Source organism: Methyloversatilis sp. (assembly GCF_030696805.1).
Taxonomy (GTDB): domain Bacteria; phylum Pseudomonadota; class Gammaproteobacteria; order Burkholderiales; family Rhodocyclaceae; genus Methyloversatilis.
Genome location: NZ_JAUYRO010000057.1, coordinates 19,849 through 45,071, shown reverse-complemented (window position 1 = coordinate 45,071; position 25,223 = coordinate 19,849). Strand labels below are relative to the sequence as shown.

24 protein-coding genes and 1 other RNA gene are annotated in these 25,223 nt (G+C 64.2%); 22 read left to right on the top strand and 3 right to left on the bottom strand.

Going from position 1 to position 25,223, the window contains the following annotated elements; genetic code table 11:
* Window positions 1–100 precede the first annotated feature (100 nt).
* Entirely contained in the window at window positions 101–1,855 is a 1,755-nt protein-coding gene (locus tag Q8R75_RS11040) for a PQQ-dependent methanol/ethanol family dehydrogenase (protein ID WP_305613618.1), read from the top strand.
* Window positions 1,856–2,017: 162 nt separating this feature from the next.
* Here Q8R75_RS11040 and Q8R75_RS11035 read toward each other — a convergent pair whose 3' ends face one another.
* The gene (locus tag Q8R75_RS11035) at window positions 2,018–3,985 is read right to left on the bottom strand and encodes a sigma-54-dependent Fis family transcriptional regulator (RefSeq protein ID WP_305613617.1); all 1,968 of its coding nucleotides are present in this window, start codon (window positions 3,983–3,985) and stop codon (window positions 2,018–2,020) included.
* A 324-nt stretch (window positions 3,986–4,309) separates the two neighbouring features.
* Between Q8R75_RS11035 and pedF the strand changes: the two genes are divergently transcribed.
* The 21 genes from pedF to Q8R75_RS10930 all read left to right on the top strand — a co-directional run bounded on the left by pedF (window position 4,310) and on the right by Q8R75_RS10930 (window position 23,201).
* On the top strand, window positions 4,310–4,750 hold the full coding sequence (gene pedF, locus Q8R75_RS11030; RefSeq protein ID WP_305613616.1) for a cytochrome c-550 PedF: 441 nt from the start codon (window positions 4,310–4,312) through the stop codon (window positions 4,748–4,750).
* Window positions 4,751–4,974: 224 nt separating this feature from the next.
* Window positions 4,975–5,445: a 4Fe-4S dicluster domain-containing protein gene (locus tag Q8R75_RS11025; RefSeq protein ID WP_305663654.1), complete on the top strand. Its 471-nt coding sequence runs from the start codon at window positions 4,975–4,977 to the stop codon at window positions 5,443–5,445.
* Between the two features lie 20 nt (window positions 5,446–5,465).
* Entirely contained in the window at window positions 5,466–7,313 is a 1,848-nt protein-coding gene (locus tag Q8R75_RS11020) for an aldehyde ferredoxin oxidoreductase family protein (RefSeq protein ID WP_305613614.1), read from the top strand.
* 63 nt (window positions 7,314–7,376) lie between these two features.
* Window positions 7,377–8,648 (top strand): FAD-dependent oxidoreductase, encoded by a 1,272-nt coding sequence (locus Q8R75_RS11015; protein WP_305613613.1) that lies wholly within the window; start codon window positions 7,377–7,379, stop codon window positions 8,646–8,648.
* Window positions 8,649–8,650: 2 nt separating this feature from the next.
* The gene (locus tag Q8R75_RS11010) at window positions 8,651–8,905 is read left to right on the top strand and encodes a MoaD/ThiS family protein (protein ID WP_069037844.1); all 255 of its coding nucleotides are present in this window, start codon (window positions 8,651–8,653) and stop codon (window positions 8,903–8,905) included.
* 2 nt (window positions 8,906–8,907) lie between these two features.
* Window positions 8,908–9,210, top strand: coding sequence for a hypothetical protein (locus Q8R75_RS11005; protein WP_305613612.1), 303 nt, complete (start codon window positions 8,908–8,910; stop codon window positions 9,208–9,210).
* Window positions 9,211–9,260: 50 nt separating this feature from the next.
* Window positions 9,261–9,359: signal recognition particle sRNA small type (ffs, locus tag Q8R75_RS11000), an RNA gene on the top strand.
* A 51-nt stretch (window positions 9,360–9,410) separates the two neighbouring features.
* Window positions 9,411–11,102, top strand: a complete 1,692-nt coding sequence (gene dnaX, locus Q8R75_RS10995) for a DNA polymerase III subunit gamma/tau (RefSeq protein ID WP_305613611.1) — start codon at window positions 9,411–9,413, stop codon at window positions 11,100–11,102.
* Window positions 11,103–11,115: 13 nt separating this feature from the next.
* Window positions 11,116–11,436, top strand: a complete 321-nt coding sequence (locus Q8R75_RS10990; RefSeq protein WP_305613632.1) for a YbaB/EbfC family nucleoid-associated protein — start codon at window positions 11,116–11,118, stop codon at window positions 11,434–11,436.
* Between the two features lie 16 nt (window positions 11,437–11,452).
* The gene (gene recR, locus Q8R75_RS10985) at window positions 11,453–12,046 is read left to right on the top strand and encodes a recombination mediator RecR (RefSeq protein WP_305613610.1); all 594 of its coding nucleotides are present in this window, start codon (window positions 11,453–11,455) and stop codon (window positions 12,044–12,046) included.
* On the top strand, window positions 12,043–13,257 hold the full coding sequence (locus tag Q8R75_RS10980) for a CaiB/BaiF CoA-transferase family protein (protein WP_305626250.1): 1,215 nt from the start codon (window positions 12,043–12,045) through the stop codon (window positions 13,255–13,257). Before recR ends, Q8R75_RS10980 begins: the two co-directional genes overlap by 4 nt.
* 133 nt (window positions 13,258–13,390) lie before the next feature.
* Window positions 13,391–13,999, top strand: coding sequence for a ubiquinol-cytochrome c reductase iron-sulfur subunit (petA, locus tag Q8R75_RS10975; RefSeq protein ID WP_305614541.1), 609 nt, complete (start codon window positions 13,391–13,393; stop codon window positions 13,997–13,999).
* A gap of 3 nt (window positions 14,000–14,002) precedes the next feature.
* A complete protein-coding gene (locus Q8R75_RS10970) occupies window positions 14,003–15,286 on the top strand; it encodes a cytochrome bc complex cytochrome b subunit (protein WP_305614540.1) in 1,284 nt (427 codons plus the stop codon).
* A gap of 14 nt (window positions 15,287–15,300) precedes the next feature.
* Window positions 15,301–16,059: a cytochrome c1 gene (locus Q8R75_RS10965; protein ID WP_305614539.1), complete on the top strand. Its 759-nt coding sequence runs from the start codon at window positions 15,301–15,303 to the stop codon at window positions 16,057–16,059.
* 106 nt (window positions 16,060–16,165) lie between these two features.
* Window positions 16,166–16,762, top strand: a complete 597-nt coding sequence (locus Q8R75_RS10960) for a glutathione S-transferase N-terminal domain-containing protein (protein WP_257097615.1) — start codon at window positions 16,166–16,168, stop codon at window positions 16,760–16,762.
* 36 nt (window positions 16,763–16,798) lie between these two features.
* Complete coding sequence (locus Q8R75_RS10955; protein ID WP_305614538.1) at window positions 16,799–17,227, top strand: ClpXP protease specificity-enhancing factor; 429 nt, start codon at window positions 16,799–16,801, stop codon at window positions 17,225–17,227.
* A gap of 153 nt (window positions 17,228–17,380) precedes the next feature.
* The gene (locus tag Q8R75_RS10950) at window positions 17,381–18,349 is read left to right on the top strand and encodes an acetyl-CoA carboxylase carboxyltransferase subunit alpha (RefSeq protein ID WP_305614537.1); all 969 of its coding nucleotides are present in this window, start codon (window positions 17,381–17,383) and stop codon (window positions 18,347–18,349) included.
* Complete coding sequence (gene tilS / locus Q8R75_RS10945; protein WP_305614536.1) at window positions 18,318–19,682, top strand: tRNA lysidine(34) synthetase TilS; 1,365 nt, start codon at window positions 18,318–18,320, stop codon at window positions 19,680–19,682. Before Q8R75_RS10950 ends, tilS begins: the two co-directional genes overlap by 32 nt.
* 106 nt (window positions 19,683–19,788) lie before the next feature.
* Window positions 19,789–20,484: a CAAX prenyl protease-related protein gene (locus Q8R75_RS10940; protein ID WP_305614535.1), complete on the top strand. Its 696-nt coding sequence runs from the start codon at window positions 19,789–19,791 to the stop codon at window positions 20,482–20,484.
* A gap of 66 nt (window positions 20,485–20,550) precedes the next feature.
* A complete protein-coding gene (locus Q8R75_RS10935; RefSeq protein WP_305614534.1) occupies window positions 20,551–21,273 on the top strand; it encodes a transglutaminase-like cysteine peptidase in 723 nt (240 codons plus the stop codon).
* A complete protein-coding gene (locus Q8R75_RS10930) occupies window positions 21,273–23,201 on the top strand; it encodes an EAL domain-containing protein (RefSeq protein WP_305614533.1) in 1,929 nt (642 codons plus the stop codon). The genes Q8R75_RS10935 and Q8R75_RS10930 overlap by 1 nt, the downstream gene beginning before the upstream one ends.
* 34 nt (window positions 23,202–23,235) lie before the next feature.
* Here the strand turns inward: Q8R75_RS10930 and Q8R75_RS10925 are convergent, their stop codons facing one another.
* Complete coding sequence (locus Q8R75_RS10925; protein ID WP_305614532.1) at window positions 23,236–23,928, bottom strand: hypothetical protein; 693 nt, start codon at window positions 23,926–23,928, stop codon at window positions 23,236–23,238.
* Between the two features lie 205 nt (window positions 23,929–24,133).
* Complete coding sequence (locus Q8R75_RS10920; protein WP_305614531.1) at window positions 24,134–24,997, bottom strand: hypothetical protein; 864 nt, start codon at window positions 24,995–24,997, stop codon at window positions 24,134–24,136.
* Between the last annotated feature and the right edge of the window lie 226 nt (window positions 24,998–25,223).

Below are 25,223 nucleotides of genomic sequence, written 5' to 3'. Positions count from 1 at the left end.
CCCCTCGTTTGTACTTGGCCCGCTTCTTGCGATCGCTGCTAGCCGATCAAGGGAAGACATCCCGGCAAACAAGAGACAAACTCACCACTGAGGAGGAAGTATGAAAGGTTTGCGTACCACGACGCTGTCCGGCGTCCTGCTGTCTGCATTCGCCGCGCTGGCCGCACCGCAAGTCATGGCCGGCGTCACCGACAAGGACATCGAAGCCGACGCCAAGACCACGACCAGCATCCTGTCGTGGGGCATGGGCACCGAAGGTCAGCGCTACAGCCCGCTCGACAAAATCAATGTGAAGAACGTCAAGAACCTGGTTCCGGCCTGGTCCTTCTCCTTCGGTGGTGAAAAGCAGCGCGGCCAGGAATCGCAGCCGCTGATCATCAACGGCAAGATGTACGTGACCGGCTCCTACTCGCGCCTGTACGCGCTGGACGCCAAGACCGGCACCAAGCTGTGGCAGTACGAACACCGCCTGCCGGACGGCATCATGCCGTGTTGCGACGTGGTGAATCGTGGCGCCGCCGCCTACGGCGACCTGGTCATCTTCAGCACGCTGGACGCACAACTCGTTGCGCTCGACCAGAACACCGGCAAGGTCGTGTGGAAGGAAAAGATCGACGACTATCAGGCCGGCTACTCGAATACCGCCGCCCCGATCATCGCCAAGGGCCTGCTGCTGACTGGCGTGTCCGGTGGTGAATTCGGCGTCATCGGCCGCGTTGAGGCACGCGATCCGAAGACCGGCAAGCTGGTGTGGGTCCGCCCGACGGTCGAAGGCCACATGGGCTACAAGTACGACGCCGCAGGCAACAAGACGGAAAACGGCATCAGCGGCACGCTGAACGCCACCTGGACCGGTGACCTGTGGAAGACCGGCGGCGCAGCCACCTGGCTGGGCGGCAGCTATGACGCGAAGACGGGCCTGGCCTACTTCGGGACCGGCAACCCGGCACCGTGGAACAGCCACTTGCGCCCCGGCGACAACCTGTTCTCGTGCTCGACCGTCGCCATCGATGTGACCACCGGTCAGATCAAGTGGCACTTCCAGGGCACGCCGAATGACGGCTGGGATTACGACGGTGTGAATGAATTCGTCACCTTCGACATGAACGGCAAGCGCATGGGTGGCAAGGCCGACCGCAACGGCTTCTTTTACGTGCTGGATGCCAATACCGGCAAGTTCGAACGCGGCTTCCCGTTCGTGAACAAGATTACCTGGGCCAAGGGCCTGGACGCCGAAGGCAGGCCGATTTTCGACCCGGCCAACCGCCCCGGCGACCCGGCCAAGAGCGCTGACGGCAAGAAGGGCGAATCCGTGTTCTCGGCACCGTCCTTCCTGGGCGGCAAGAACCAGATGCCGATGGCCTACAGCCCGGACACCGGCCTGTTCTACGTGCCGGCCAACGAGTGGGGCATGGAAATCTGGAACGAACCGATCACCTACAAGAAGGGTGCGGCCTATCTGGGCGCCGGCTTCACGATCAAGACCATCGAGGACAAGTACATCGGCGCCCTGCGCGCGGTGGATCCGAAGACCGGCAAGATCGTGTGGGAAGTCACCAACAACGCTCCTCTGTGGGGTGGTGTGATGACAACCAAGGGCGGGCTGGTGTTCTGGGGTACCCCGGAAGGCTTCCTGAAGGCAGCTGACGCGAAGACGGGCAAGGAAGTGTGGTCCTTCCAGACCGGCACCGGCGTCGTGGCCCCCCCGATCACGTGGGAGCAGGACGGCGAGCAGTACATCGGTGTCGCGACCGGCTGGGGCGGTGCCGTGCCGCTGTGGGGTGGCGACGTCGCCAAGAAGGTGAACTACCTGAATCAGGGTGGTTCGATGTGGGTGTTCAAGCTGCACAAGTAATTTGCAGAATGGACCGATGCAGGCACGACGCTTGCATTGGTTCCTGTGCCGTGTCTGTTTCAGTGTTTTCAGGCGCGGCATCTCTTCAGCAGGACATGGCTCTTCAGCCGGCTCGCAAGGCCGGCTTTTTTTTGCCTGTCAATTTTCGACTTGGTTTGCCCGTCAGCCTTCCTTGAGCTTGCGGTAGAGCGTGGTGCGGCTGATTCCGAGTTCGCGCGCCGTCGCCGCGACGTTGCCGTCGTTGCGCGACAGCGACTCGCGGATTGCGCGCAGTGTCAGGCTATCGAGATCGCACGGGGAACCGGCGCCCGCCGCGCCCTCGCCTGCCAGCCCACTGCTGGCTGGCTGATGATCCAGTTCGTCGATGAAGTCGTCCGGCAGGTGCGGCCGGCCGATCACGCCATCGTCCGCCGCCATGACGCCTGCCGTGCGCAGCAGGTTGGCCAGCTGGCGCATGTTGCCCGGCCACGGATGGCGTTCGAACAACTCGAGCACCTCGTCGTCTATGCTCAGGCCGCGCGGAATCGATGACTCGCTGTCGAGAATGCGCTGCACCAGCGCGCGCAGGTCACTGCGTTCGCGCAGCGGCGGCAGCATGACGGTCAGCCCGTTGAGCCGGTAGTAAAGGTCGGCGCGGAACATGCCTTGGGCGACCAGATCGCGCAGCTTGCGGTGGGTGGCGCAGATGATGGAAAGGTCGACTGGTGTGGCGCGGCCGCTGCCCAGCGGCACAACGTTGCGTTCCTGCAGCACGCGCAGCAGGCGCGCCTGCAACGCGAGCGGCATGTCGCCGATCTCGTCCAGGAACAGCGTGCCGCCATCGGCCTGCATGATGCGGCCGGCGTAGCCCTTGCGCCGGGCGCCGGTGAACGCACCATCTTCGTAGCCGAACAGTTCTGATTCAATCAGACCATCCGGAATAGCCGCGCAGTTGACCGCCACGAAGTTGTGGTCGCGACGCGGGCCTTCGTCGTGGATGGCGCGCGCCAGCAGTTCCTTGCCTGTACCGGTTTCGCCCTGGATCAGCACCGGAATGTCGCGGCCGAGCACGCGCTTCACTTTTTCCACGACGGCATTCATCTGCGCGTCACCTGTGCTCAGGCGCTCCAGGCCGCAATCAGGGTCGGCTGGCGGCCGCAGCGAAGTCCCTGTCGAACCGTCATGGCGAGAAACATCCATGCTGAAAACTCGCGCCGGCGGGCGTGCCAGCACGCCCGGCCGCGGCCGGCCGAAAAGAGTTCGGCCACCGAACAGGCGCAGTTCGATGATGTCGGTGCCGCGCATCAGCGGGTCGTACAGCGCGCTCAGCGACTTGTCGAACATCGACGAAAAGCTGTGGTTCATCAGTTCGGCGTGACTGCGGCCGATCAGCCTGCACGCGCTGCGGTTGGCCGACAGCACGCGACCTTCCTGGTCGAACGCAAGCAGCGCCTCGAATACCGTGCCGATCAGTTCGTGCTGCACGTGGCAGTGCAGCAGGAAGCCTTCGGGAAAGGCATGCGCAAAAAGCTGGTTCTCGATGGTCTGAACCGCAAGGTTGATCAGCGCCAGGCTGTGGTGAGATGGCGTGCGCGAATCGCCGGTTACGTCGAGCACGCCAAGCATACGGCTGCACGGATCGAATATCGGAGACGCCGAGCAGCTCAGGAAGTGGTTGGCGGAAAAGAAGTGCTGCGAGCCATGCACCGATACCGGCCCCTGTTCGACCAGCGCAGTGCCGATGGCATTGGTGCCCTTGCTTGCTTCCGACCAGTCGACGCCCGGCGACAGCGCGACCTTGGACGCGCGATCCAGAAAGCTCTGGTCGCCGACCGAATGAATGATGAAACCGGACGAATTGGTCAGCACGATCATGCTGCCCGAGCGCGCGATCTGCGCATACAGGCCGTTCATGACGGGAGCGGCGTGCTTGAGCAGACATTCGTTGCGCTCCCGCTCGGTCAGCAGGACGTCGCGGCGCGCACGCTCCACTTCCTTGCTGCAACTGTCGGCGTCGAGGCCGCTGCTGATGCAGCGACTCCACGACGTTTCGATCAGGGTCGGCAGCACCCCGGCGGGTACTTCGCCCTCGCTGCGCATGATCTCGTGGGCCTGCGCACTGCGCACCCCTTCAGGCGTTGTCAAATCCATGCTCTCCTCCGAACCTTGAACCACGCGCTATGGCCGGTGATGCCGACTCTGGCGTGTGACGCGACGGGCGACTGATAGTGCCCTGCAAACTGTTCATGCAAGATAGTAAGGCCTGAAGCACCGCCGCACCTAGGGCGCACGCGCCTCCACACTCCTGGGGCATCATGGCGACCGGCTGTATGCGCACCTGCCGCGCCGTGCGTTGTCTTCGGTGCGGCGCGAGTGTCGCCGCTCGGCTCTTACTCGAGTTTAACGTGGCACGCATCCTGCTAACGGGCTGGGGCCGCATATTGTGTTGCAGTAACGGATATTTACGGAGGAGTGATGAAAGCAGGTAACCGGATTTTGAAGGCAACGCTGGTCTGTACCGCGTTGATTACGTTGGGCGCGGCGACCACGTTGCGCGTCGAGGCACACGGCGACGTCGTGCCCCAGGCGGTCGACGTCAGCGCGCTCAAGCCGCTCGGCGAGGAATGGAGGAAGGAAAACCCCTACCGCGGCGACAAGGAAGCCATCCGTATCGGCACCTCGGCCTACAACCAGAACTGTGCGCGCTGCCACGGGCTGGAAGCCATCAGCGGCGGCATCGCGCCGGATCTTCGCATGCTGCCCCTGGACGCTGAAAGCGATGATTACTACATCAATACGGTCCGTCGCGGACGCGTGCGTAATGGCGCCGTGTACATGCCGCCGTTCGAAGGCATGATGGCGCAGGAAGCCATGTGGGCGATCCGCAGCTATCTCGACACGCGCTACGAACCCTAAGCGCCAGCGCGGCGCTGTCTGCGCCGCAACTGTCCAGATGTCCAGATTCTGGACATCTGGACGCATTGAACACACCCGCCGCACTCAAACCCCCGTGCTGACCCGCCGAAAGGCCTCCCGCGGGGAAAATCCGGGCGCTAAAATAAGAAGCGGTTTTCATAGCCGGCGCACCCGTGCGTCGAACCACACAGTGATACGCCCAGAATGTGGAGGAGCGACTGAACATGCAGAAATCACTACATATTGACCCCTTGAAATGCACGAGCTGCCTGCAGTGCGAAATGGCCTGCTCGTTCGAGAACTACGGGGTTTTCAACAACTCGCTGTCGCGCATCAAGGTATTCGAGTTTCACCACACCGGCGCCAAGGTGCCGTACACCTGTACCCAGTGCGACGAAGCCTGGTGCATGCACGCCTGTCCGGTCGAGGCGATCAAGCTCGACAAGACCAATGGTGCCAAGATCGTGCTCGAAGATGTCTGTGTAGGCTGCAAGGTCTGCACGATCGCCTGTCCGTTCGGGACCGTGAATTACGTCGCCGAAACCGGCAAGGTGCAGAAGTGCGACCTGTGCGGTGGTGACCCGGCCTGCGCTGAAGCCTGTCCGACCGGTGCCATCACTTATGTCGATGCCAACTGGACCGGGCTGGAGCGCATGCGCCAGTGGGCCGACAAGCTCGGCAATCCGTCTGCCTGACCACCGAAAGGGATACCGACATGGCATGGACACGTAAAATTCTCCGCGTAAATCTGACCGACCGCACCTGTACGAGCGAGCCGCTCAACATGGATTGGGCGCACGACTATCTGGGTCAGCGCGGTCTGGCGACGAAGTACCTGGCGTCAGAAATCGATCCGAAGGTCGATCCGCTGTCGCCGGACAACAAGATCATCTGGGCCACCGGCCCGCTGACCGGCACGATGGCCTCCACAGGCGGCCGCTATTCGGTCGTCACCAAGGGCCCGCTGACCGGCGCCATCGCCTGTTCGAACTCCGGCGGCTACTTCGGCGCCGAACTGAAGTTCGCCGGCTGGGACATGGTGATCATCGAAGGCCGTGCGTCGAGCCCGGTCTATCTGTCGATCGAGAACGACAAGGTCGAACTGCGCGATGCCTCCCATCTGTGGGGCAAGACCGTGTGGGAAACCGAAGGTCAGATCAAGTCGGAACATCAGGATCCGCAGGTCCGTGTGTCCTGTATCGGCCGCACCGGCGAAAACGGCGTGCTGTACGCTGCGATCGTCAATGACCTGCACCGTGCAGCCGGCCGTTCCGGCGTCGGCGCCGTCGCCGGCTCGAAGAACCTGAAGGCGATTGCGGTACGCGGCACGCTGGGTGTCGGCAACATCGCCAATCCGAAGGAATTCATGAAGGTCACCTTCGAGAAGAAGAAGATCCTCAAGGAGAACGCGGTTACCGGTCAGGGCCTGCCGACCTACGGCACCCAGGTGCTGATGAACGTGATCAACGAAATCGGTGCCATGCCGACGCGCAACCACAAGGATGTGCAGTTCGAAGGCGCGCGCAAGATTTCGGCTGAAGCGATGCACGAGCCGCGCGAGAGTGATGGCAAGGCGCAACTGATCAACAACCAGGCCTGTTTCGGCTGCACCATCGCCTGTGGTCGCATCTCCAAGATCGACGCCACGCACTACACCGTGGTCAACAGCCCGAAGTACTGGGGGGCATCGGGCGGTCTGGAATACGAAGCGGCCTGGGCGCTGGGCTGCGCCAATGGCGTCGATGATCTCGATGCGCTGCAGTACGCGACCATGCTGTGCAATGAAGACGGTTTTGACCCGATTTCTTTCGGCGCCACCATCGGTGCAGTGATGGAACTGTACGAAATGGGTGTGCTGACGAAGGAAGAAATCGGCATCGAAGCGCCTTTCGGTTCTGCCAAGGCGCTCACTTATCTGACCGAAATCACAGCCCGCGGCGAAGGCTTCGGCAAGATCATCGGCCTCGGTTCAAAGCGTCTTTGCGAGAAGTACGGTCATCCGGAACTGTCGATGTCGGTCAAGGGCCAGGAATTCCCGGCCTACGACGCGCGCGCCGTGCAGGGCATGGGGCTGACCTATGCCACCTCGAACCGCGGTGCCTGCCACCTGCGCTCATACACGATTTCGTCCGAAGTGCTGGGCATTCCGGTCAAGACCGATCCGCTGACGACCGAAGGCAAGCCGGCGCTGGTCAAGGCCTTCCAGGACGCGACAGCGGTGGTCGATTCGACCGGCCTGTGCGTTTTCACGACCTTTGCCTGGGCGCTGTCCGACATTCAGCCGCAATTGCAGGCGGCGTGCGAAGGCGACTGGTCGATGGAAAAACTGGACCTCATGGGCGAGCGCATCTGGAACATGGAGCGCCAGTTCAACAACGCGGCCGGTTTCACGCGCAAGGACGACGATCTGCCGGCCCGCCTGAAGACCGAAGCGGCCAAGGTCGGTCCGGCCAAGGGCCTGGTTTCAGGGATCGACAAGATGATTCCAGAGTACTACGACTTGCGCGGCTGGGACCCGGAAGGTCGGCCGACTGCCGAAACCGTCGCCCGCCTGGGCCTCTGATCGGGTTTTACCCCTGACCTCGCCGCGCCCTTCGGGGCGCGGCGCATTTCGACAGGAACAAACATGAAACACGTCATCATCGGCAATGGTCCAGCCGGAGTGGTCGCCGCCGAGGCGCTGCGCCGCGCGGACGCATCGGCCGACATCGTCATGATCGGCGATGAGCCGGAGCGGCCATATTCACGCATGGCCATTCCCTATCTGCTGGTCGGCAACATCGAAGAGAAGGGCACCTGGCTGCGCAAGACCGACGGCCACTTCGAGTCGCTGCGCATTCGCGAAGTGCTCGGACGCGCGAAATCGGTCGACACCACCGGGCGCACGGTCCATCTCGAAGACGGCACCGCACTGCAGTACGACAGGCTGCTGATCTGCACCGGGTCACACCCGCTGCGCCTGCCTGTACCGGGCATCGATTCGCCCAATGTTCACAGCTGCTGGACGCTTGAAGATGCGCGCCACATTGCGGCGAAGGCAAAGAAGGGCGCCCGTGTGCTGCAGATCGGCGCCGGCTTCATCGGCTGCATCATCATGGAAGCGCTTGCCTCGCGTGGCGTCAAGCTCGACATCGTCGAAATGGGCGACCGCATGGTGCCGCGCATGATGACGTCGAAGGCGGGCAGCATGATTGCGCGCTGGGTCGAACAGAAGGGTGTGACCGTCCATACCAAGGCGCGTGTCACGGCAATCCGTCAGGACGGTGATGCCCTGGTCGCCACGCTGGGTGACGGCACGGAAGTGGTCGCCGACCTGATCATCGCGGCCGCCGGCGTCAAGCCCAACGTCGCCTTCCTCGAAGGCAGCGGCGTCGCCTGCGCGACCGGCATCCTGATCGACGAACGCTGCGAAACCAATGTGCCGGGCGTTTTCGCAGCGGGAGATGTGGCTGAAGCGATCGATTTTTCGACCGGCGAACGTCTGGTCAACGCCATCCAGCCGAACGCGGTCGATCAGGGACGCGTCGCCGCCATGAACATGGCCGGTCGCAGCACGCGCTCGCAGGGCACCATGGCGATCAATGTGCTCGATACGCTGGGCCTGATTTCCGCGTCCTTCGGTCAGTGGTGGGGCGCTGACGGTGGCGATGCGGTCGAAATGATCGACGACAAGCGCTTCCGCTACATCAGCCTGCAGTTCAAGGAAGACGTGCTGGTCGGTGCGACCTCGATCGGCCTGACCGACCACGTCGGTGTGCTGCGCGGTCTGATCCAGACGCGTACGCCGCTCGGCACCTGGAAGGAACGTCTGATGCAGGACCCGCTGCGCGTCATGGAAGCCTATCTGTCGAGTGCCCAGGCGCAGAGTGCTGCGCCGCTCGCCGGGGCCGCGCACTGACGATGCGGGTGACGCTGAAGTTGTATGCCTCGCTGTCGGATCATCTTCCGGACGAGGCCAAGCGCACCAACGAGTGGCCGATGGAAGTCGCCGACGGCACCACCGTCGGCGACCTCATCGATCGCCATCAGCTGCCCAAGCGCCTGGTCCATCTGGTGCTGGTGAATGGCCACTACATTCCGCCCGCCAGCCGCGACGCGCATCCGCTGGTCGAAAATGACGTGCTGGCCATCTGGCCGCCGGTGGCTGGCGGGTGAGCATGGCGTTTCCGCTGAAGCCGGCCGAACTTGAATCGGGGCGCGTCGAACGCGTCATGAGCATCGGTCGCGCCGAGTTTTTCGGCATGCTTCCCGGTGCGGTCGGTCTGCCGTTGGTGCACCGTGGCGAGCAGGTCTGCGGCAAGACCTGGCAGCTGACCGCCGACGAGCTGCCTGCGCTGAACATCGGTCTGCTGAGCCTTCCCAGGCTGCGCGTGCAGATCGATTTTCCGTCCCGTGACGGCGCCGTGATGCAGGAGTTCATGGCACGCTTCGACCGACACTTCCAGCGCGGCGGCGGCTAATTTGCCGTCGGTGTCGCCCAAGTCGGGTGGCTCGGGTTATCATTCGGCGTGGCGGGTCTCCCCGCATCGTGGCGCGGTGAATCTGGTCAGATCCGGAAGGAAGCAGCCACAGCTGCTCACCATGAGTGCCGGGGGTCAGGCTCGCCACCCCTCCCTTTTTTGCTGGATCCGTTCCCGGTTCCCCTCCCGCCAGCGTTCCGATGAGTTATCAGGTTCTAGCGCGCAAGTGGCGTCCCCGCAGCTTCGACACGCTGATCGGTCAGGACCACGTCGTGCGCGCGCTGACCCATGCCCTGGAACAGCAACGCCTGCATCACGCCTACCTGTTCACCGGCACGCGCGGCGTCGGCAAGACGACAATCGCCCGCATCCTTGCCAAGAGCCTGAACTGCGACACCGGCATCACGGCGAAACCTTGTGGCGTCTGCGCAGCCTGCACCGAAATAGACGCCGGGCGCTTCGTTGACTACGTCGAGATGGACGCCGCGTCCAATCGCAGCGTGGACGATATGGCGGCCCTGCTCGAAAAGGCGGCCTACGCGCCGGCGCGCGGCCGCTACAAGGTCTACATGATCGACGAAGTCCATATGCTGACCGGCCACGCCTTCAACGCGATGCTGAAGACGCTCGAAGAGCCGCCCGAGCATGTGAAATTCATCCTTGCTACCACTGACCCGCAGAAGATCCCGGTCACGGTCCTGAGCCGCTGCCTGCAGTTCAATCTGAAGCAGATGCAGCCCGACGCCATCGTGCGACACCTCGCCTCCGTGCTCGATGCCGAACAGGTCGAATACGAGCCGGCGGCACTGCGGCCGATTTCCAAGGGGGCAGCCGGATCAATGCGCGACGCGCTGTCGCTGCTCGATCAGGCGATTGCCCATGGCGCCGGACGGCTGATCGAGCAGGACGTGCTAGACATGCTGGGCACCGTTGGTGACGAACACCTCTACCTCGTGCTCGATGCGATCATCGCCGGCGACGGGACGGCACTGATGGCGCTGACCGAACAGATGCGGACGCGCAGCGTCGATTTCGATCAGGCGCTGCGCGAACTGGCCGTGCTGCTGCACCGCGTCGCCATGGCGCAGCGGGTACCTGACGCCATCACCGACGAAAACGAGCGCCTGCGTCTGGCGCCGTACGTCGAGGCGATGGACGCCGAATCGGTGCAGCTGGCCTACCAGATCGTCGTGCAGGGCTGCAATGATCTGCCGATGGCGCCGGACGAGCTGACCGGTTTTTCGATGACCTTGCTGCGCCTGCTGGCCTTCCGCCCCGACAATCCGCCGCCGCTGGCTGCCACGCCGCGCGGGCACAGCGCCGCGCTGCAGGCGCCACCACGGGTGGCCCGCGCCAGTGCACCGCTACCGCCGGTCGTCGCGCCCACGCCGGTCGAGCGCGAACCGCTTGCGCAGGTACCCGCTCCGCGGCACAAAGAGGCGCCTTCCGCGTTTCCGGCGGCGGTTGTGCCATCAACCGTTCCCACCGAGGCCAAGGCCGGAGCCGCGGTGCTGCACTCCAATGAAGACTGGCATGCGCTGGTTGACCGGCTCGACATCGTCGCACTGACGCGCCAGCTCGCGCATCAGTGCGAATGGCTGGGCAGCGACGGCGGACGCATCCGGTTGCGCCTGCCGCGCGAGATGGCGCACCTGGTCAGCAGCGCGCAGGACAAATTGCGTGCCGCCGTGCAGGACGCGCTCGGTATGCCGGTCCAGCTTCAATTTGAACACGGCGCCCCGGTGTCTCAGACCGTGGCGCAGCGGCTGACCGCCGAACAGCAGGCGCGCGAACAGCAGGCGCGCGAGGCGATGCGGAACGACCCCTTCGTGCAGCAGGTCATTGAACAGTTCGATGCCCGGCTGATCGAAGACTCGATAAAACCACTTTGAGGATCGCACCATGATGAAAGGTGGCATCGGTGGCCTGATGAAGCAGGCCCAGCAGATGCAGGAAAACATGAAGAAGATGCAGGACCAGCTGGCGACCGTCGAGGTCGAGGGCCAGTCCGGCGCCGGCATGGTGAAGGTCGTCATGACCTGCAAGCACGACGTGCGTCGCGTCAGCATCGACCCTTCGGTCATGGACGACCGCGAAATGCTCGAAGACCTGCTGGCCGCTGCGGTGAACGACGCAGTGCGTCGGGTCGAGACGACCACGGCAGAAAAGATGGCCGGCTTCACATCCGGTCTGAACCTGCCACCCGGCTTCAAGCTGCCGTTCTGATAACCGTACTGCACGGATGACGCCGGGTGTTCTGGACGAGCTGGTGAACGCGCTGCGCTGCCTGCCGTCAGTCGGCCCGAAAAGCGCACAGCGCATGGCTTTTCACCTGCTGCAGCGTGACCGGCAGGGCGCCGAAAAGCTGGCCCGCGCGCTCGGTCAGGCGCTGACCCGGCTGCACAATTGCGCGCGCTGCAACACCTTCACCGAACTCGAGGTGTGTGAGCGCTGCGCATCGCCGCGCCGCGATGCATCGCTGCTGTGCGTTGTCGAAAGCCCGGCCGACATGCTGATGATGGAGCAGACGCAGAGTTATGCCGGCCTGTATTACTGCCTGATGGGGCGCATCGCTCCGCTGGAAGGCGTCGGCCCGCGCGAGCTGAGGCTCGATCGCCTGCTGGAACGCGCGGCCGACCCTCAAGTGACCGAAGTGATCCTCGCCACCAACTTCACCAATGAAGGCGAAGCCACCGCGCACTACCTTGGCGAAATGCTGCGTGCGCGCGGTCTTGCGGTAAGCCGAATCGCGCGTGGCCTGCCGGTCGGCGGCGAACTGGAGCATACCGACATCGGCACCATCGCCCAGGCGCTGTCGGAGCGCCGGCCAGCATGAGTGACACCGCCGTCAGACCACTGTCCGGCCTGAAGGTGGTCGAACTGGGCACCTTGATCGCCGGTCCGTTTGCGTCGCGCATCCTGGCCGAATTCGGCGCCGATGTGATCAAGATCGAATCGCCGGACGGCGGCGATCCGCTGCGAAAATGGCGTCTGCTTTACGAAGGAACGTCGCTGTGGTGGTTCGTGCAGGCGCGCAACAAGAAGTCGGTTACGCTCAACCTGAAGCACCCCGATGGTATCGACGTGCTGCGTCGCCTGCTGGCCGACGCCGACGTACTGGTCGAAAATTTCCGCCCCGGTGTGCTGGACAAGCTCGGCCTGCCCGAAGCAGTGCTGCGCGAACTGAATCCATCGCTGGTCATCGTCCGTCTGTCCGGCTTCGGACAGACCGGGCCGATGGCCGAACAGCCCGGTTTCGGTGCCATAGGTGAATCGATGGGCGGCCTGCGCTACATCACCGGCTTCCCCGACCGGCCGCCGGTCAAGGTCGGCATTTCAATCGGTGACTCCATCGCAGCGCTGTGGGGCGTCATCGGCGCACTGATGGCACTGCGCCACCGCGATGCCACCGGCGGACGGGGAGCAGGGCAGGGCCAGACCGTCGACGTCGCACTGTATGAAGCCGTGTTCGCGATGATGGAAAGCATGCTGCCGGAGTTCGACGTTTTCGGCTTCATCCGCGGCCGAACCGGCAACATCATGCCCGGCATCACGCCGTCCAACACCCATACGGCCCGTGACGGCCGCCACATCATCATCGGCGGCAACGGCGACGCGATCTTCAAGCGCCTGATGGTTGCCCTCGGTCGCCCTGATCTCGCCGCCGACCCTTCACTCGCCGACAACGCAGGCCGCGATGCGCGACGCGACGAAATCTATGCGCTGATCGACGCCTGGGTGGCCGAGCGCGATGGCGAAGAAGTGCTGCGCGCGCTGGGCGAGGCAGACGTACCGGTCAGCCGGGTGTATTCGATCGAAGACATCGTCGCCGATCCGCAGTTTCTCGCGCGCGCAATGTTCGAAACGCTGGAACTGCCGGACGGCCGACCATTCAAAGCGCCAGCGGTGGTGCCGCGGCTGTCGGAAACGCCGGGCGGAACGAACTGGATCGGCCCCGGGCTCGGCGCGCACACGGATGAGGTGCTAGCCGACCTGGGAATTGCACCGGAACGCATCGCGCGCATGCGCGAGCTGGGTGCGGTTTGAGCCTGCGTGCTACACGATGGGCTTGCATCGCAATGTTCCGTGGTACCGGAAGGCCGTTGGGGGTTTAAAGCAGTCGTCGCTTGGGGGTATAATCGCAGGTTGCGCAGAATCAATTGTTTCGACGGGGTGAAGCATGAGTGGCAATGAGAAAAAAATGGATTGCGGGCGCCGCAATCTGCTCGTGGCAACCGCCTGTGCGGGTGGCGTTGCAGGACTTGCAGTCGCAGTACCCTTCCTGACCAGTCTGGCGCCGTCGGAGCGTGCGAAAGCCGCAGGTGCGCCGGTCGAGGTGGATGTGTCCAAACTCGCTCCGGGCGAAATGACCACTGTCGAGTGGCAGGGTAAACCGGTGTGGATCCTGCGTCGTACGCCGGAACAGCTCGAAGCCCTCGCGAAGATCGAGGACAAGCTCGCTGATCCCAAATCGGAACGCAACCCGTCCGAATTCACCCCCGAATACGCCCGCAACGTCCAGCGCGCTCGCGAAGATCGCGCAGAGTTCGCCGTGCTCGTGGCGATCTGTACCCATCTCGGCTGTTCGCCTTCGGGCCCGTTCGCTTCGGGTTCCAACGCGCAGCTCGGCGACGTCGCCGGATTCGTGTGCCCCTGCCACGGCTCGAGCTTCGACCTCGCAGGTCGCGTATTCAAGGCAATGCCGGCACCGGATAACCTCCCGGTGCCGCCGTACATGTTTTTGTCCGACAGCCGAATCCTGGTTGGTCAGGACACCAAGGAGGGTTGAGCGATGGCAGGCGAAAAGGTTGTAACGACTACCGGCCTGCTGGGCTGGATCGACCAGCGTTTCCCGCTGACTTCGATGTACAAGGAACATCTGGCGGAGTACTACGCGCCGAAAAACTTCAACTTCTGGTACTTCTTCGGTTCGCTCGCACTGCTCGTGCTGGTGATTCAGGTCGTCACAGGCATTTTCCTGGTAATGCACTTCAAGCCGGATGCGTCGCTGAACGCGTCGGGCGTTCCGGTGGCGTTCGCCAGTGTCGAATACATCATGCGCGACGTGCCATGGGGCTGGATGATCCGCTACATGCACTCGACCGGCGCTTCGGCGTTCTTCGTCGTGGTCTATCTGCACATGTTCCGCGGCCTGATGTACGGCTCATACCGCAAACCGCGCGAACTGGTGTGGATCTTCGGTTGCGCGATCTTCCTGCTGCTGATGGCGGAGGCCTTCATGGGCTACCTGCTGCCTTGGGGACAGATGTCGTACTGGGGCGCCCAGGTCATCATCAACCTGTTTTCGGCCATTCCGGTCATCGGCAACGACCTGTCGATCTGGCTGCGTGGCGACTACGTGATCGGTGACGCAACGCTGAACCGCTTCTTCTCGTTCCACGTGATCGCGGTGCCGCTGGTGCTGATCGGCCTGGTTGCTGCGCACATCATCGCGCTGCACGAAGTCGGCTCGAACAACCCGGACGGTGTGGACATCAAGAAGCACAAGGACCCCAAAACCGGTATTCCGCTCGACGGTATTCCGTTCCACCCGTACTACACGGTGAAGGACATCGTCGGCGTCGTGGTCTTTCTTATCTGCTTCTCCGCAGTGGTGTTCTTCGCCCCCGAGTTTGGCGGTTACTTCCTGGAATACAACAACTTCATTCCGGCAGATCCGCTGAAGACGCCGTCGCACATCGCCCCGGTCTGGTACTTCACCCCGTTCTATTCGATCCTTCGCGCCAACACGGTGAATTTCTTCTGGGTTGATGCGAAGCTGTGGGGCGTGATCTTCATGGGCCTGTCCGTGATGATCTTCTTCCTGCTGCCGTGGCTCGATCGCTCGCCGGTGAAGTCGATCCGCTACCGCGGCCCGATCTACAAGGCGGCGCTGACCATCTTCATCATTGCCTTCCTGATCCTGGGCTACCTGGGCGTGCAGGCACCGACGCCGATGGGCACGCTGGTGTCGCAGATCTGCACGATCATCTACTTCCTGTTCTTCATCGCGATGCCTTGGTACACCGCGATAGACAAGACGAAGCCCGTACCTGATCGCGTGACCGGACACTGAAAGCCAGACAGATCATGAAACAACTCAAAAACCTGTTTCTGGGCGCCCTGTTCGCCCCCTTGGTTGCAATGGCCGCAGGCGGTCACGTTCAACTCGATCGCGCGCCAACGGAGAAATTCCGTGACGCCCTCGCGATCCAGCGCGGTGCACAGATGTTCGTCAATTACTGCCTGAACTGTCACTCGGCCTCGTACATGCGTTACAACCGCCTGAACGACGTCGGTCTGACGGACGAGCAGATAAAAGACAACCTGCTGTTCGCCGCCGACAAGGTCGGTGAAACGATGCGCGTCGGCATGACGCGCGCCGACGGCATCAAGTGGTTCGGCGCGGCGCCGCCCGACCTGAGCGTCGTGGCGCGTTCGCGCGCCTCGGGCGACGGAAGTGGCGCAGACTGGCTGTATACCTACTTGCGCGGCTTCTACCGCGACGACGCGCGCCCGACCGGCTGGAACAACACAGCCTTTGCCAACGTTGGCATGCCGCACGTCCTGTACGAACTTCAGGGCGAGCAGACTGCCAGGCACGTGAAGGTATCGGATGGCCACGGCGGCGAAGTCGATTCGCTGCAGATCGAACTGACGAAACCGGGCAAGCTCAGCAAGTCAGAGTACGATTCGGCGATCGGCGATCTGGTTGCCTATCTTGTTTTCATGGCCGAACCCGGCGCCGAAAAGCGTCGCCAGACCGGCCTGCTCGTCATCCTCGGTCTTTCCGTCCTGCTCACGCTGGCATACCTGCTCAAGCGTGAGTACTGGAAAGACGTCCATTAATCAAATACGCCCGAAAGTCATGCAAGCTCTCGGTCATCGCGAAGCGACCCCATCACGCGTACGTCGCGTGGTGCGGGATGCCGAGTACTCCTGGGGTGTCAACACGATGATGAATCTGTACTCGGGGACCACCGATCCCTTTTCCCATCGCTGCCGTATTGTCCTCTACGAAAAAGGCATGGATTTCCAGGTCATTGATGTCGACCTGTACAACAAGCCGGAAGACATTGCGGTCATCAATCCCTATAACCGCGTGCCGGTGCTGGTTGATCGCGACCTCATCCTGTATGACTCCAACATCATCAATGAGTACATTGACGAGCGTTTTCCGCACCCGCAATTGATGCCGCCTGACCCGATCATGCGGGCTCGCGCACGGCAGCTTCTGCATACGGTAGAGAACGAACTGTTCTCGCACATCGAGCCGCTGGAAAAGAATGCGCGTACGGCTGACAAGTCCCGCGCGCACCTGCGCGATCGTCTTACCGAGCTCACGGCGATCTTCGCCAAGCAGAAGTACATGCTGGGCGAGGAATTTTCCATGCTGGACGTTGCCATTGCTCCATTACTATGGCGACTTGACCACTACGGTATCGAACTTCCCAAGTCTGCTGCGCCGCTGATGAAGTACGCTGAACGTATCTTTTCCCGCCAAGGGTTCATTGATGCGCTGACGCCGTCAGAAAAAGTGATGCGTCGCTAGACTGCCCGGAGTATTCGTTCAAATTGCATGGATGTGATGAGTTCCGTTTCGACCAAGCCCTACCTGCTCCGTGCGCTGTTTGACTGGTGTGCGGACCAGGGGCTCACGCCCTATATCGCGGTCGTCGTCGACGAGCGCGCGGGCGTCCCTCGCCAGTACGTGAAGGATGGTCAGATCATCCTGAACATCGGGCGCGAAGCGGTGCATCAACTGGTCATGGGTAACGAATTGATCACCTGCTCGGCGCGTTTCGGTGGCGTCGCGCAGGAATTGACCATTCCAATCGATTGTGTCGCTGCGATCTATGCGCGCGAAAACGGTCACGGCATGGCATTTGAAGTCACAGCGGGGCAGACCGTTCGTGCCGATGCGGCGCCGGTGGCGGCCTCCGAGCGCAGCGAGCAGCCCGTGCTCACCACACCGGACAAGCCGGTCGGCCGCTCGCACCTTCGCCGCATCAAGTAGCCACCTCGCTGCGCCGCGGCTCCGTGGCGCGCGCTCCACCTCCGTGCAGTCCCCTCTCGATCCAGCACCCGGACTCCGGACAGCGCATTGCCGACCGAACAGCAGGCGTACGCGGTAAAATCGCCTTCCTTTCTGATTCAGCCCACTCCGCCGATGAAAACCACCTTTCTCGATTTTGAACAGCCGATCGCCGAACTTGAGGCGAAAATCGAGGAGTTGCGTTTCGTGCAGGACGATTCGGCGGTCGATATTTCGGAAGAGATCGCCCGGCTTGAAGCAAAGAGCCAGTCGCTCACCAAGGACATCTACGCCAAGCTCACGCCCTGGCAGATTGCCCAGGTGGCGCGCCATCCGCAGCGTCCGTACTCGCTCGATTACTTCCGCCTGATGTTCACGGAGTTCCAGGAACTGCATGGCGACCGCTCGTTCGCGGACGATCACGCCATCGTCGGTGGCATCGCCCGCTTCAACGGCCATGCCTGCATGGTGATCGGTCACCAGAAGGGGCGCGACACGAAGGAAAAGATCCATCGCAATTTCGGCATGCCGCGTCCCGAGGGCTACCGCAAGGCGCTGCGCCTGATGAAGCTGGCTGAAAAATTCGGCATGCCGGTGTTCACCTTCATCGACACACCGGGCGCCTATCCGGGCATCGACGCCGAAGAGCGCGGCCAGTCCGAAGCCATCGGCCACAACCTCTACGCCATGGCCGAACTGCGCGTCCCCATCATTGCCACCATCATCGGTGAGGGCGGCTCCGGCGGCGCACTGGCGATCGCCGTGGCTGACACGTTGATGATGTTGCAGTACTCGACGTACTCGGTCATTTCGCCGGAAGGCTGTGCGTCCATCCTGTGGAAAAGCGCCGACAAGGCGGCCGATGCCGCAGAAATCATGGGCATCACCGCGTCGCGCCTTAAAACACTTGGCCTGATCGACAAGGTGGTGAACGAACCGGCTGGCGGCGGCCACCGCGACCACGTCACGGTGGCCGCATCGCTCAAGCGCGCCCTGGCCGAAGCGCAGCGCCAGCTTGCCGACCTGACCCCGTCACAGCTGGTGGAGCGCCGTATCGAGCGACTGATGTCCTATGGCAAATTCAAGGAGCAGGCCGTCGCCTGATCTGTCCGGCCAGCTTGCCGGCGCACTCGCGGCGCACTGCACCGAGGCCAGCCGGCTTTTGCTCGGCTTCAGCGGCGGACTCGATTCAACCGTCTTGCTGCATGGTCTGGCGGCGCTGCGCGCGCAGCACGACTGGCAGCTCGAATGTGCCCACGTCCACCACGGCCTCAGCCCGAACGCAGATATCTGGGCAGACGTCTGCGCTTCGCAGTGCCGGGCGCTCGACCTGCCGTTCAGTGTGCTGCGCGTCGAAGTGTCGCGTGCCTCGCCCGACGGTCTCGAATGTGCCGCACGCGACGCGCGCTACGCGGCGCTGCACACCCATGCGCATGACCGCGGCCTCGACACGCTGCTGACCGCCCACCACGCCGACGATCAGGCCGAAACGCTGCTGCACAACATGGTGCGTGGCGCTGGCCTGCTCGGGCTGGCCGGCATGCCCGCGTGGCGTGCCGCCGATGGCGATCGCGTTGCCACGCTGCGGCCGCTGCTCGGCGTGCCGCGCAGCGCGCTCGAAGCCCATGCACAGGCGCACGGCCTGCGCTGGATCGATGACGAATCCAATGCCGACACCCGCTACGCCCGCAACTACCTGCGCCGCGACGTCCTGCCGGTGCTGACCTCGCGCTGGCCGCGTGCGGCCGAAGCGATGTCCGGCGTCGCGCGTCGTCTGGCCGAAGCGCAAACCCTGCTCGACGGCCTTGCCGCGCGCGACGCCGAAGCCCTCGCCGAGGCCACGCAGTGGGGCCGCTGCTATCGGATCGACGGTCTGATCGCGCTCGACGCCGCGCGCCAGCGCAATCTGCTGCGCTGGCTGCTTCGGCAGCATGGCGCGCGCACGTTGCCCAACGAACCCTGGCTGGACGAATGGCGCCGTCAACTCGCAGTGGCGCAGGCCACCTCGGCCTGTCCGGTGGCGCACGCCGGTGTGGCGGGCATCAGCCATCGCGGCGCGCTGTGGCTGATGCCCGACTTCGATCCGCCTGCCGAGCGGAAGTGGTCGGGGGAGCCGGTGCAGGCATGGGGTGCCGGGCAGATCCGTTTCGAACCGGTCTGCGGGCAGGGGCTGGCAGCATCGGTCGTTGCGCAGGCGCATGTCACCGTGCGTGCCCGGGCGCCCGGCGACCGTCTGCCGCGCGGTCCGGGGCGGCCGCGTGCCGGCATCAAGCAGATCGCGCAGGAATGCGGCCTGCCGCCCTGGTTGCGTGATCGCGTACCCATCGTGTGCGTCGACGGGCGTCCGGTCTGGATGCCCGGTTGCGACATCGCGCCGCCCTTCGTTGCGGCGGTCGACGAGGCCGGGTGGTTGCCGCGCTGGTATCCGGCCGGCTGACCGACGTTCCGATACCAGCCGACCGTGCAGCGCTGCCATCTGACTGTCGCACGGCGGCCTTATCATGCACTGTCCCGAAACCGGTCCGTCGCGTCATCCTTCCGACATGAGTTCCACGATCACACCGCGCCGTGCCGCGCTGGCGCGCATCCTGCCGTTCGCGCTCTACATCCTGTTCCTCATCATCGCCGCACCGCTCGCCGGGGCGCTCGACGTCGACCCGCGCTGGATGTATGCGCTGCAGATCGCCTGCGTGATCGCTGCACTGGCGGTGTTCAGCCGCGACTACATCGAGCTGCGAGCCGCCGCACCGGCTGCACCGCCATCCCTGTCCGGTGTATCCGCCTGGCTGGTTGCCGTGGTGCTGGGCGTCGCGGTCTGGGCGCTGTGGATCTGGCTCGATTTCCCGCCCTTCGCATTCAAGCCTGGCGAGGGCTACAAGCCGCTGGACGACGCCGGCGCGTTGATCATGACGCTGGTCGTCATCCGCATTTTCGGTGCCGCGGTTGTCGTGCCCATCATGGAAGAGTTGTTCTGGCGTTCCTTCATCATGCGCTGGCTCGACAACCCGAACTTCCTGACCGTCGTGGCGCAGTCGGTTACGCTGCGCAGTGTGCTGTTCAGTTCGATCGCGTTCGGCTTCGAGCACGGCCAGTGGGCGGCCGGCATCGTCGCCGGTCTGGTCTATGGCTGGCTGTATCGCGCCACCGGGCGCCTGTGGCTGCCCATCGTTTCGCACGGCGTGACCAACCTTCTGCTCGGCCTGTGGGTCATCCACTCCGGCCAGTGGCAGTTCTGGTGACGCGCGCCGGGTCAAGCCGGGCGGGCTTGCGACCGTTAAAGGAGAACTGTCCCTGGATGTTCCCGGATGCCGGCCACCACAAACCCGTCAATATCGCTGCCCCGCCGCCTGCTTCGCGCGCGCGGCTGGGTCGCGTGTGCGCTCGTGGCGGTCACGGCTGTCGGCGCGGCGCAGGCCACGGCCTTCACCTATCAGGGCTATCTGCTGGTCGTGCGCGCTGAACTGCAACAGCGCATGGACGCGCGATTTGGCAGCAAGGCGGGACCGCGCATGGCCGAACTGGCCGAATCGCTGAACGCTGCCGGCCACATTGCCGACGAGGCACTGCGCGTCGAGCGCATCAACCAGATCGCCAACCGGGCGCGTTACGTGACCGACCCGGTGCTCTGGAAATCGGAAGACTACTGGGCCACCCCGGTCGAATTCGCCTCGCTCGCCGCCGGCGACTGTGAAGACTATGCGCTGGCCAAATACTTCGCGCTGCGCGAACTGGGCATGCCGGCCGACAAGCTGCGCATCACCTATGTGCGTCTGCTGCGCGACGGACGGCTGGAAAACCACATGGTCCTCGCCTACTACCCCGAGCCTGGCGCCGAACCCTGGGTGATGGACAACCTAGAAAAGCGCTTCATGCCGGCTGCCGAGCGGCCCGACCTGACGCCGGTGTACAGCTTCAACGATGACCGCGTCTGGAAGGTGCAGGGCGGAGGCGACCGCGAACTGGGTTCGCCGCAGCAACTGCGCAAGTGGCGCGAACTGCTCGACCGCGTGCGTGCGGAGGTGAAGTGATGAACAGCCTGCGCGTGCGTCTGCTGGCAGCGCTGCTTGGCGTCGGTGTGGCGGCTTTCATCGCGGCACTGCTGACCGCGCTGTGGGTGTCGCGCGACCGTGTCGAAGCGCAGATGGCCAGTCAGGCGCAATCGATCGCGCTGTCGCTGACCGTCGCGCTGACCGCCGGTGGCGTACCGTCGCTGCAGAATGCCGAAAGCCTTGTCGAGCCGGTGTTCGACCAGAGCTATCTGCGCCGCATCACGGTGCGTGACGCGCAGCAGCGCATCGTTGCCAGCCGCGAAGCGCCGGCCCGGCTCGCCGGTGGCGCGCCGCAGTGGTTCGTTGACCTGCTGCCGCTGGCGTCCGGCGCCCAGACGGCGGACATCATGGCCGGCTGGCGCATCGCGGGCAGCGTTCTGGTCGAACCGCATCCGCACTGGGCCTACCTCCAGTTGTGGACCATCGCGCAAACCCTGCTGGTCTGGATGGGCGGCGGGCTGGCGGTGGCCGCCGCGCTCGGTCTGGCCGCGCTGCGCTGGGGACTCAGGCCGCTGCGTCGCGTCCAGCGCTCGGCCGTGGCGGCCGCTTCACGCAAATTCATGCCGATCGACGAAGCCCGCGTGCCGACCGAACTGCAGCCGCTGGTCGGCGCCTTCAACCGCATGCTGGGTGCGCTGGCACAGGCGCTCGACGCCGAATCCTCCCGCGCCGAGCGCTTCCGCGACCAGGCGCTGGTCGATGAACTGACCGGGCTGGCCAACCGTCGCGGCTTCCGAGCGGCACTCGAAGCCCGCATCGAAGCCGGTCAGCGCACCGGCTGGCTCGCGCTGCTGCGCATCGACGGGCTGGAAGATCTGAATCATCAGTACGGCCGGCAGACGGTTGATGACTTGCTGACCGAATCCGCCCACTACATCCGCGACGCTGCCAATGGCGGCATGTGCGGTCGGGTCGAAGGCGCCTGTTTTGCGCTGCTCGTCGACACCACCGAAGCGCCGGCACGACAGGTGCTTGTGGCACTGCGCGCGCGGCTCAACGGGCTGGCGCGTGCAGCCGGTACCGCTGATCCCGACGCCTGGCGCGGCGGCGCTGCCGATTGCGGAAGCGACTGTGACGCCGCGCGCTGGCTGGCCGCGGCTGACCGCGCGCTGCACCTGTGGCTGCCGGGCGACACGCACGAATTCCCGCTGGCGCACACGCAGGACATCGAATCGGCAGGCGGTGCGGTACGCGGCACCGTGCGGGATCTGATCGGGCAGGGGCGCATCGCCTTCGCGTCGCAGGCCACGCGTGGGCTCGATGCCAGCGGCGTCGCCGGCGCGCTTCATGTCGAGTTGCGCGCCGCACTCGATGCGGGCGACCGCTTGATCCGCGCTGCCGAATACATGACCTACGCCGGCGAAGCCCGTGTATCGGCCGCGCTCGACAGCGCCTGCCTGATGCGCGCGCTGGAGCACGCGCAGGCGCGACGGGACGGTCTGGCAACGGTGGTGAATGTCAGCGCCGCGGCGCTCGTCGATCCCGACATCCTGCGTTGGGTCGGCGGCTACCGGCACGACACCCGTCGCGGAAGTTTCATCCTCGAATTTTCCGAGGTCGCCCTGCTCGGTGACCCCGACGCAGCCGAAGCATTTGCCCAGTTGGCGCAGTCGCGCGGGCTGGCGATCGGCATCAAGCACTTCGGCCTGCACGCCAACGCACTGAGCCTGTTGCGCCGCCTGCGGCCGCAGCACGTAAAGTTTTCGGTCACGCTGACGCGCGAAGCCTTGCTCAATCCGGATTCGGGGGCTTACGTGTCCTCGCTGACCGGCATTGCATCCGCCCTGTCCATCCTGCCGGTCGCCGTCGCGGTGGAACATGCCGAAACCCTGGCAGCACTGCACGCGCTGGGCTTCCGGGGCGTTCAGGGCGAGGCGGTGGCGTCGGAAATACTGCCTGTGCGCTGATCGCTCGATCCCGGATTGCGGTCAGCAGCCCGCCTCAGTGCAGCGCCAGTACGGGCCACTTGGCCGGATCAAGCGCCGACAGGTTCAGGTGCAGCAGCCGCGCCGGCGCGCCGACGCGTTCGCACCGGCGTTCGGCCCCGAACGCCCGAAAGCCGAAGGCACGCTGGTAATAGCGCACATGACGCGGATTCACTTCGATTACTGCATCGGTCGCTGCCAGCGACACCTGGCCCAGCCGCAGCGCGCGGCGTATCAGTTCGAATGCCAGATCGATCTCCTGCCCGGTGCGCGTCAGCACTTCGCGATCGATCGCAAAGCGTGTGTATTCGATCAGCCGGCAGCCCTGCTCGCGCAGCGCGCCGACGTGTTCCGCGAAGCCGCTTTCGGCGTGCAGGCGCTGCGTGACACCGCAGCGCACCGTCACCGTGCCGACCAGGCGGCCGGCCCTGCGTACCAGCAAGGTTGTTTCGCCGGTTGTCGATTCGGGCCGCTGCGCCGGATAACCGCGCCAGCCGTAGCATTGTTCGACCAGCGCTGCAGCGGCAGTCAGATCGGCCTCGCTGTCGGCGAGCATGAATTCAAAGTCGGCGAAGGGGGCGAGGTGCGCGAACGGCATCGTCGCCGCAGGCGCGTGCTGGATCAGTGTCAGCCGCGGCGTCGGACGGGCAAGCGGAAACGGATGGAAGCGGGTGTCGTTGGCAGCGTGGTGCAGAACTCGGGGTGTCATCCTGGGGCCTTGTGCGGTGCGACCCGCGCTTTCGCGGGACTGTGTCATTCGGCAAACCGGTCCGCATCCGTGATGCGTGACCTTGCCGAGCCGCGAAGTTAAATGAAGCCCGTTGCAATGGCTTGATCGTAACGTGACGGTTTTCTTGCCGTACCGAGTGGTCCTGCAGTGATCCTGTGCCGCGCGGTTTGCCGCCAAGCGTCCGCTAATGCAGCGTTGCCGCCACATCCATCCACACGTTGCCGTCGTCGCCCGCGCGGGCATGCAGGCCCATGCTGCCGAGCACGGCGATGATGCGCGTCGTCAGCATGTTCATCTGCAGCGCGCGCGCTTCACCCTCGACTGCTGCAACGCCCGACAGCAGGGCGGCGATGCGCGGCCATTCACGGCCGATCAGCGAGGCGTCGAGCCCGGCTTTCAGCTCGGGCGCGATGTCCGCGGCGCTGCGCTGCAGCCCGGCGAGATAACCGAGGCTGAACGCCACCGTCTGCATCAGATGGGTCAGCCGCGCCATTGCAAGACCGGTCAGCGTGTCCAGATCGGCGTCGGTGCGGTAGTCGGCGAGGGCGCGCTGGCTGGCGTCGGGCAGTTCGTCGAGCAGTCGAAGCAGATGGGGAAAAAGCAGATCGGCGCCGGCCGGCAGCGACCAGGCGCTGGCACGATTGGCACGGTATTCGTCCAGCATGAGCCGGGCGATCGGTGCGAACTGTACGGTGAGCGCATCGCCTGCTGCCTCGCCGGCGGGCTCCAGAGCCAGCTCGCCGCGCCACAATTCCCGATGCAGCGCATGCACCAGCTGCAGCAACTGTTCCGGTTCGCCCGCCAGCGATTGTTCGACAAATGGCGCCGACAGCGTGATCGTGAATCCGCCTGCGCCGTCCTCGCGCGACAACGGTGGCGCGGCACCCGCCGAACCCGCCGCATCGTCGCGCAGCACCAGCACCCGCAGATGCGCTGCATCGAGCCCCCGGTCGCGTTCGTACAGGCGCGCCAGCAGCACCGACAGGCTGGTACGCAGCGTTTCTGCACTCGTTTCAGGGCGTGAGCACTGCAATTCGATCAGGGGCATGGCTGAAAGCGATTGATTTCCGGGCGAAAATCATAGCCTCAGGTCATCGGGACGTCCAATCCGAGGCGCCGACCGGTTTTTGTAGGAGCGGACCCTGTCCGCGATAAATGCGTTGATTACGAAACATCGCTCGCTCGGAGACCGCATCCGGCAGGGTCTGCTCCTGCGAGAAGCGCGACGGCCTGCTTTTCGCAGGAATGGATCCGGCCCGCGATGCGTATGGCGA

Coding starts and splice junctions, on each gene's coding strand:
- Q8R75_RS11035 (WP_305613617.1), bottom strand. CDS start 3,985: ATGGATTTGACAACGCCTGAAGGGGTGCGCAGTGCGCAGGCCCACGAG.
- tilS (WP_305614536.1), top strand. CDS start 18,318: ATGGCAAATTCAAGGAGCAGGCCGTCGCCTGATCTGTCCGGCCAGCTT.
- Q8R75_RS10925 (WP_305614532.1), bottom strand. CDS start 23,928: ATGACACCCCGAGTTCTGCACCACGCTGCCAACGACACCCGCTTCCAT.
- Q8R75_RS10970 (WP_305614540.1), top strand. CDS start 14,003: ATGGCAGGCGAAAAGGTTGTAACGACTACCGGCCTGCTGGGCTGGATC.
- Q8R75_RS10935 (WP_305614534.1), top strand. CDS start 20,551: ATGCCGGCCACCACAAACCCGTCAATATCGCTGCCCCGCCGCCTGCTT.
- Q8R75_RS10930 (WP_305614533.1), top strand. CDS start 21,273: ATGAACAGCCTGCGCGTGCGTCTGCTGGCAGCGCTGCTTGGCGTCGGT.
- petA (WP_305614541.1), top strand. CDS start 13,391: ATGAGTGGCAATGAGAAAAAAATGGATTGCGGGCGCCGCAATCTGCTC.
- Q8R75_RS10940 (WP_305614535.1), top strand. CDS start 19,789: ATGAGTTCCACGATCACACCGCGCCGTGCCGCGCTGGCGCGCATCCTG.
- Q8R75_RS10920 (WP_305614531.1), bottom strand. CDS start 24,997: ATGCCCCTGATCGAATTGCAGTGCTCACGCCCTGAAACGAGTGCAGAA.
- Q8R75_RS11005 (WP_305613612.1), top strand. CDS start 8,908: ATGGCGTTTCCGCTGAAGCCGGCCGAACTTGAATCGGGGCGCGTCGAA.
- pedF (WP_305613616.1), top strand. CDS start 4,310: ATGAAAGCAGGTAACCGGATTTTGAAGGCAACGCTGGTCTGTACCGCG.
- Q8R75_RS11015 (WP_305613613.1), top strand. CDS start 7,377: ATGAAACACGTCATCATCGGCAATGGTCCAGCCGGAGTGGTCGCCGCC.
- Q8R75_RS10965 (WP_305614539.1), top strand. CDS start 15,301: ATGAAACAACTCAAAAACCTGTTTCTGGGCGCCCTGTTCGCCCCCTTG.
- Q8R75_RS10955 (WP_305614538.1), top strand. CDS start 16,799: ATGAGTTCCGTTTCGACCAAGCCCTACCTGCTCCGTGCGCTGTTTGAC.
- dnaX (WP_305613611.1), top strand. CDS start 9,411: ATGAGTTATCAGGTTCTAGCGCGCAAGTGGCGTCCCCGCAGCTTCGAC.
- Q8R75_RS11040 (WP_305613618.1), top strand. CDS start 101: ATGAAAGGTTTGCGTACCACGACGCTGTCCGGCGTCCTGCTGTCTGCA.
- Q8R75_RS11020 (WP_305613614.1), top strand. CDS start 5,466: ATGGCATGGACACGTAAAATTCTCCGCGTAAATCTGACCGACCGCACC.
- Q8R75_RS11025 (WP_305663654.1), top strand. CDS start 4,975: ATGCAGAAATCACTACATATTGACCCCTTGAAATGCACGAGCTGCCTG.
- Q8R75_RS10980 (WP_305626250.1), top strand. CDS start 12,043: ATGAGTGACACCGCCGTCAGACCACTGTCCGGCCTGAAGGTGGTCGAA.
- Q8R75_RS10990 (WP_305613632.1), top strand. CDS start 11,116: ATGAAAGGTGGCATCGGTGGCCTGATGAAGCAGGCCCAGCAGATGCAG.
- Q8R75_RS10960 (WP_257097615.1), top strand. CDS start 16,166: ATGATGAATCTGTACTCGGGGACCACCGATCCCTTTTCCCATCGCTGC.
- Q8R75_RS10950 (WP_305614537.1), top strand. CDS start 17,381: ATGAAAACCACCTTTCTCGATTTTGAACAGCCGATCGCCGAACTTGAG.
- Q8R75_RS11010 (WP_069037844.1), top strand. CDS start 8,651: ATGCGGGTGACGCTGAAGTTGTATGCCTCGCTGTCGGATCATCTTCCG.
- recR (WP_305613610.1), top strand. CDS start 11,453: ATGACGCCGGGTGTTCTGGACGAGCTGGTGAACGCGCTGCGCTGCCTG.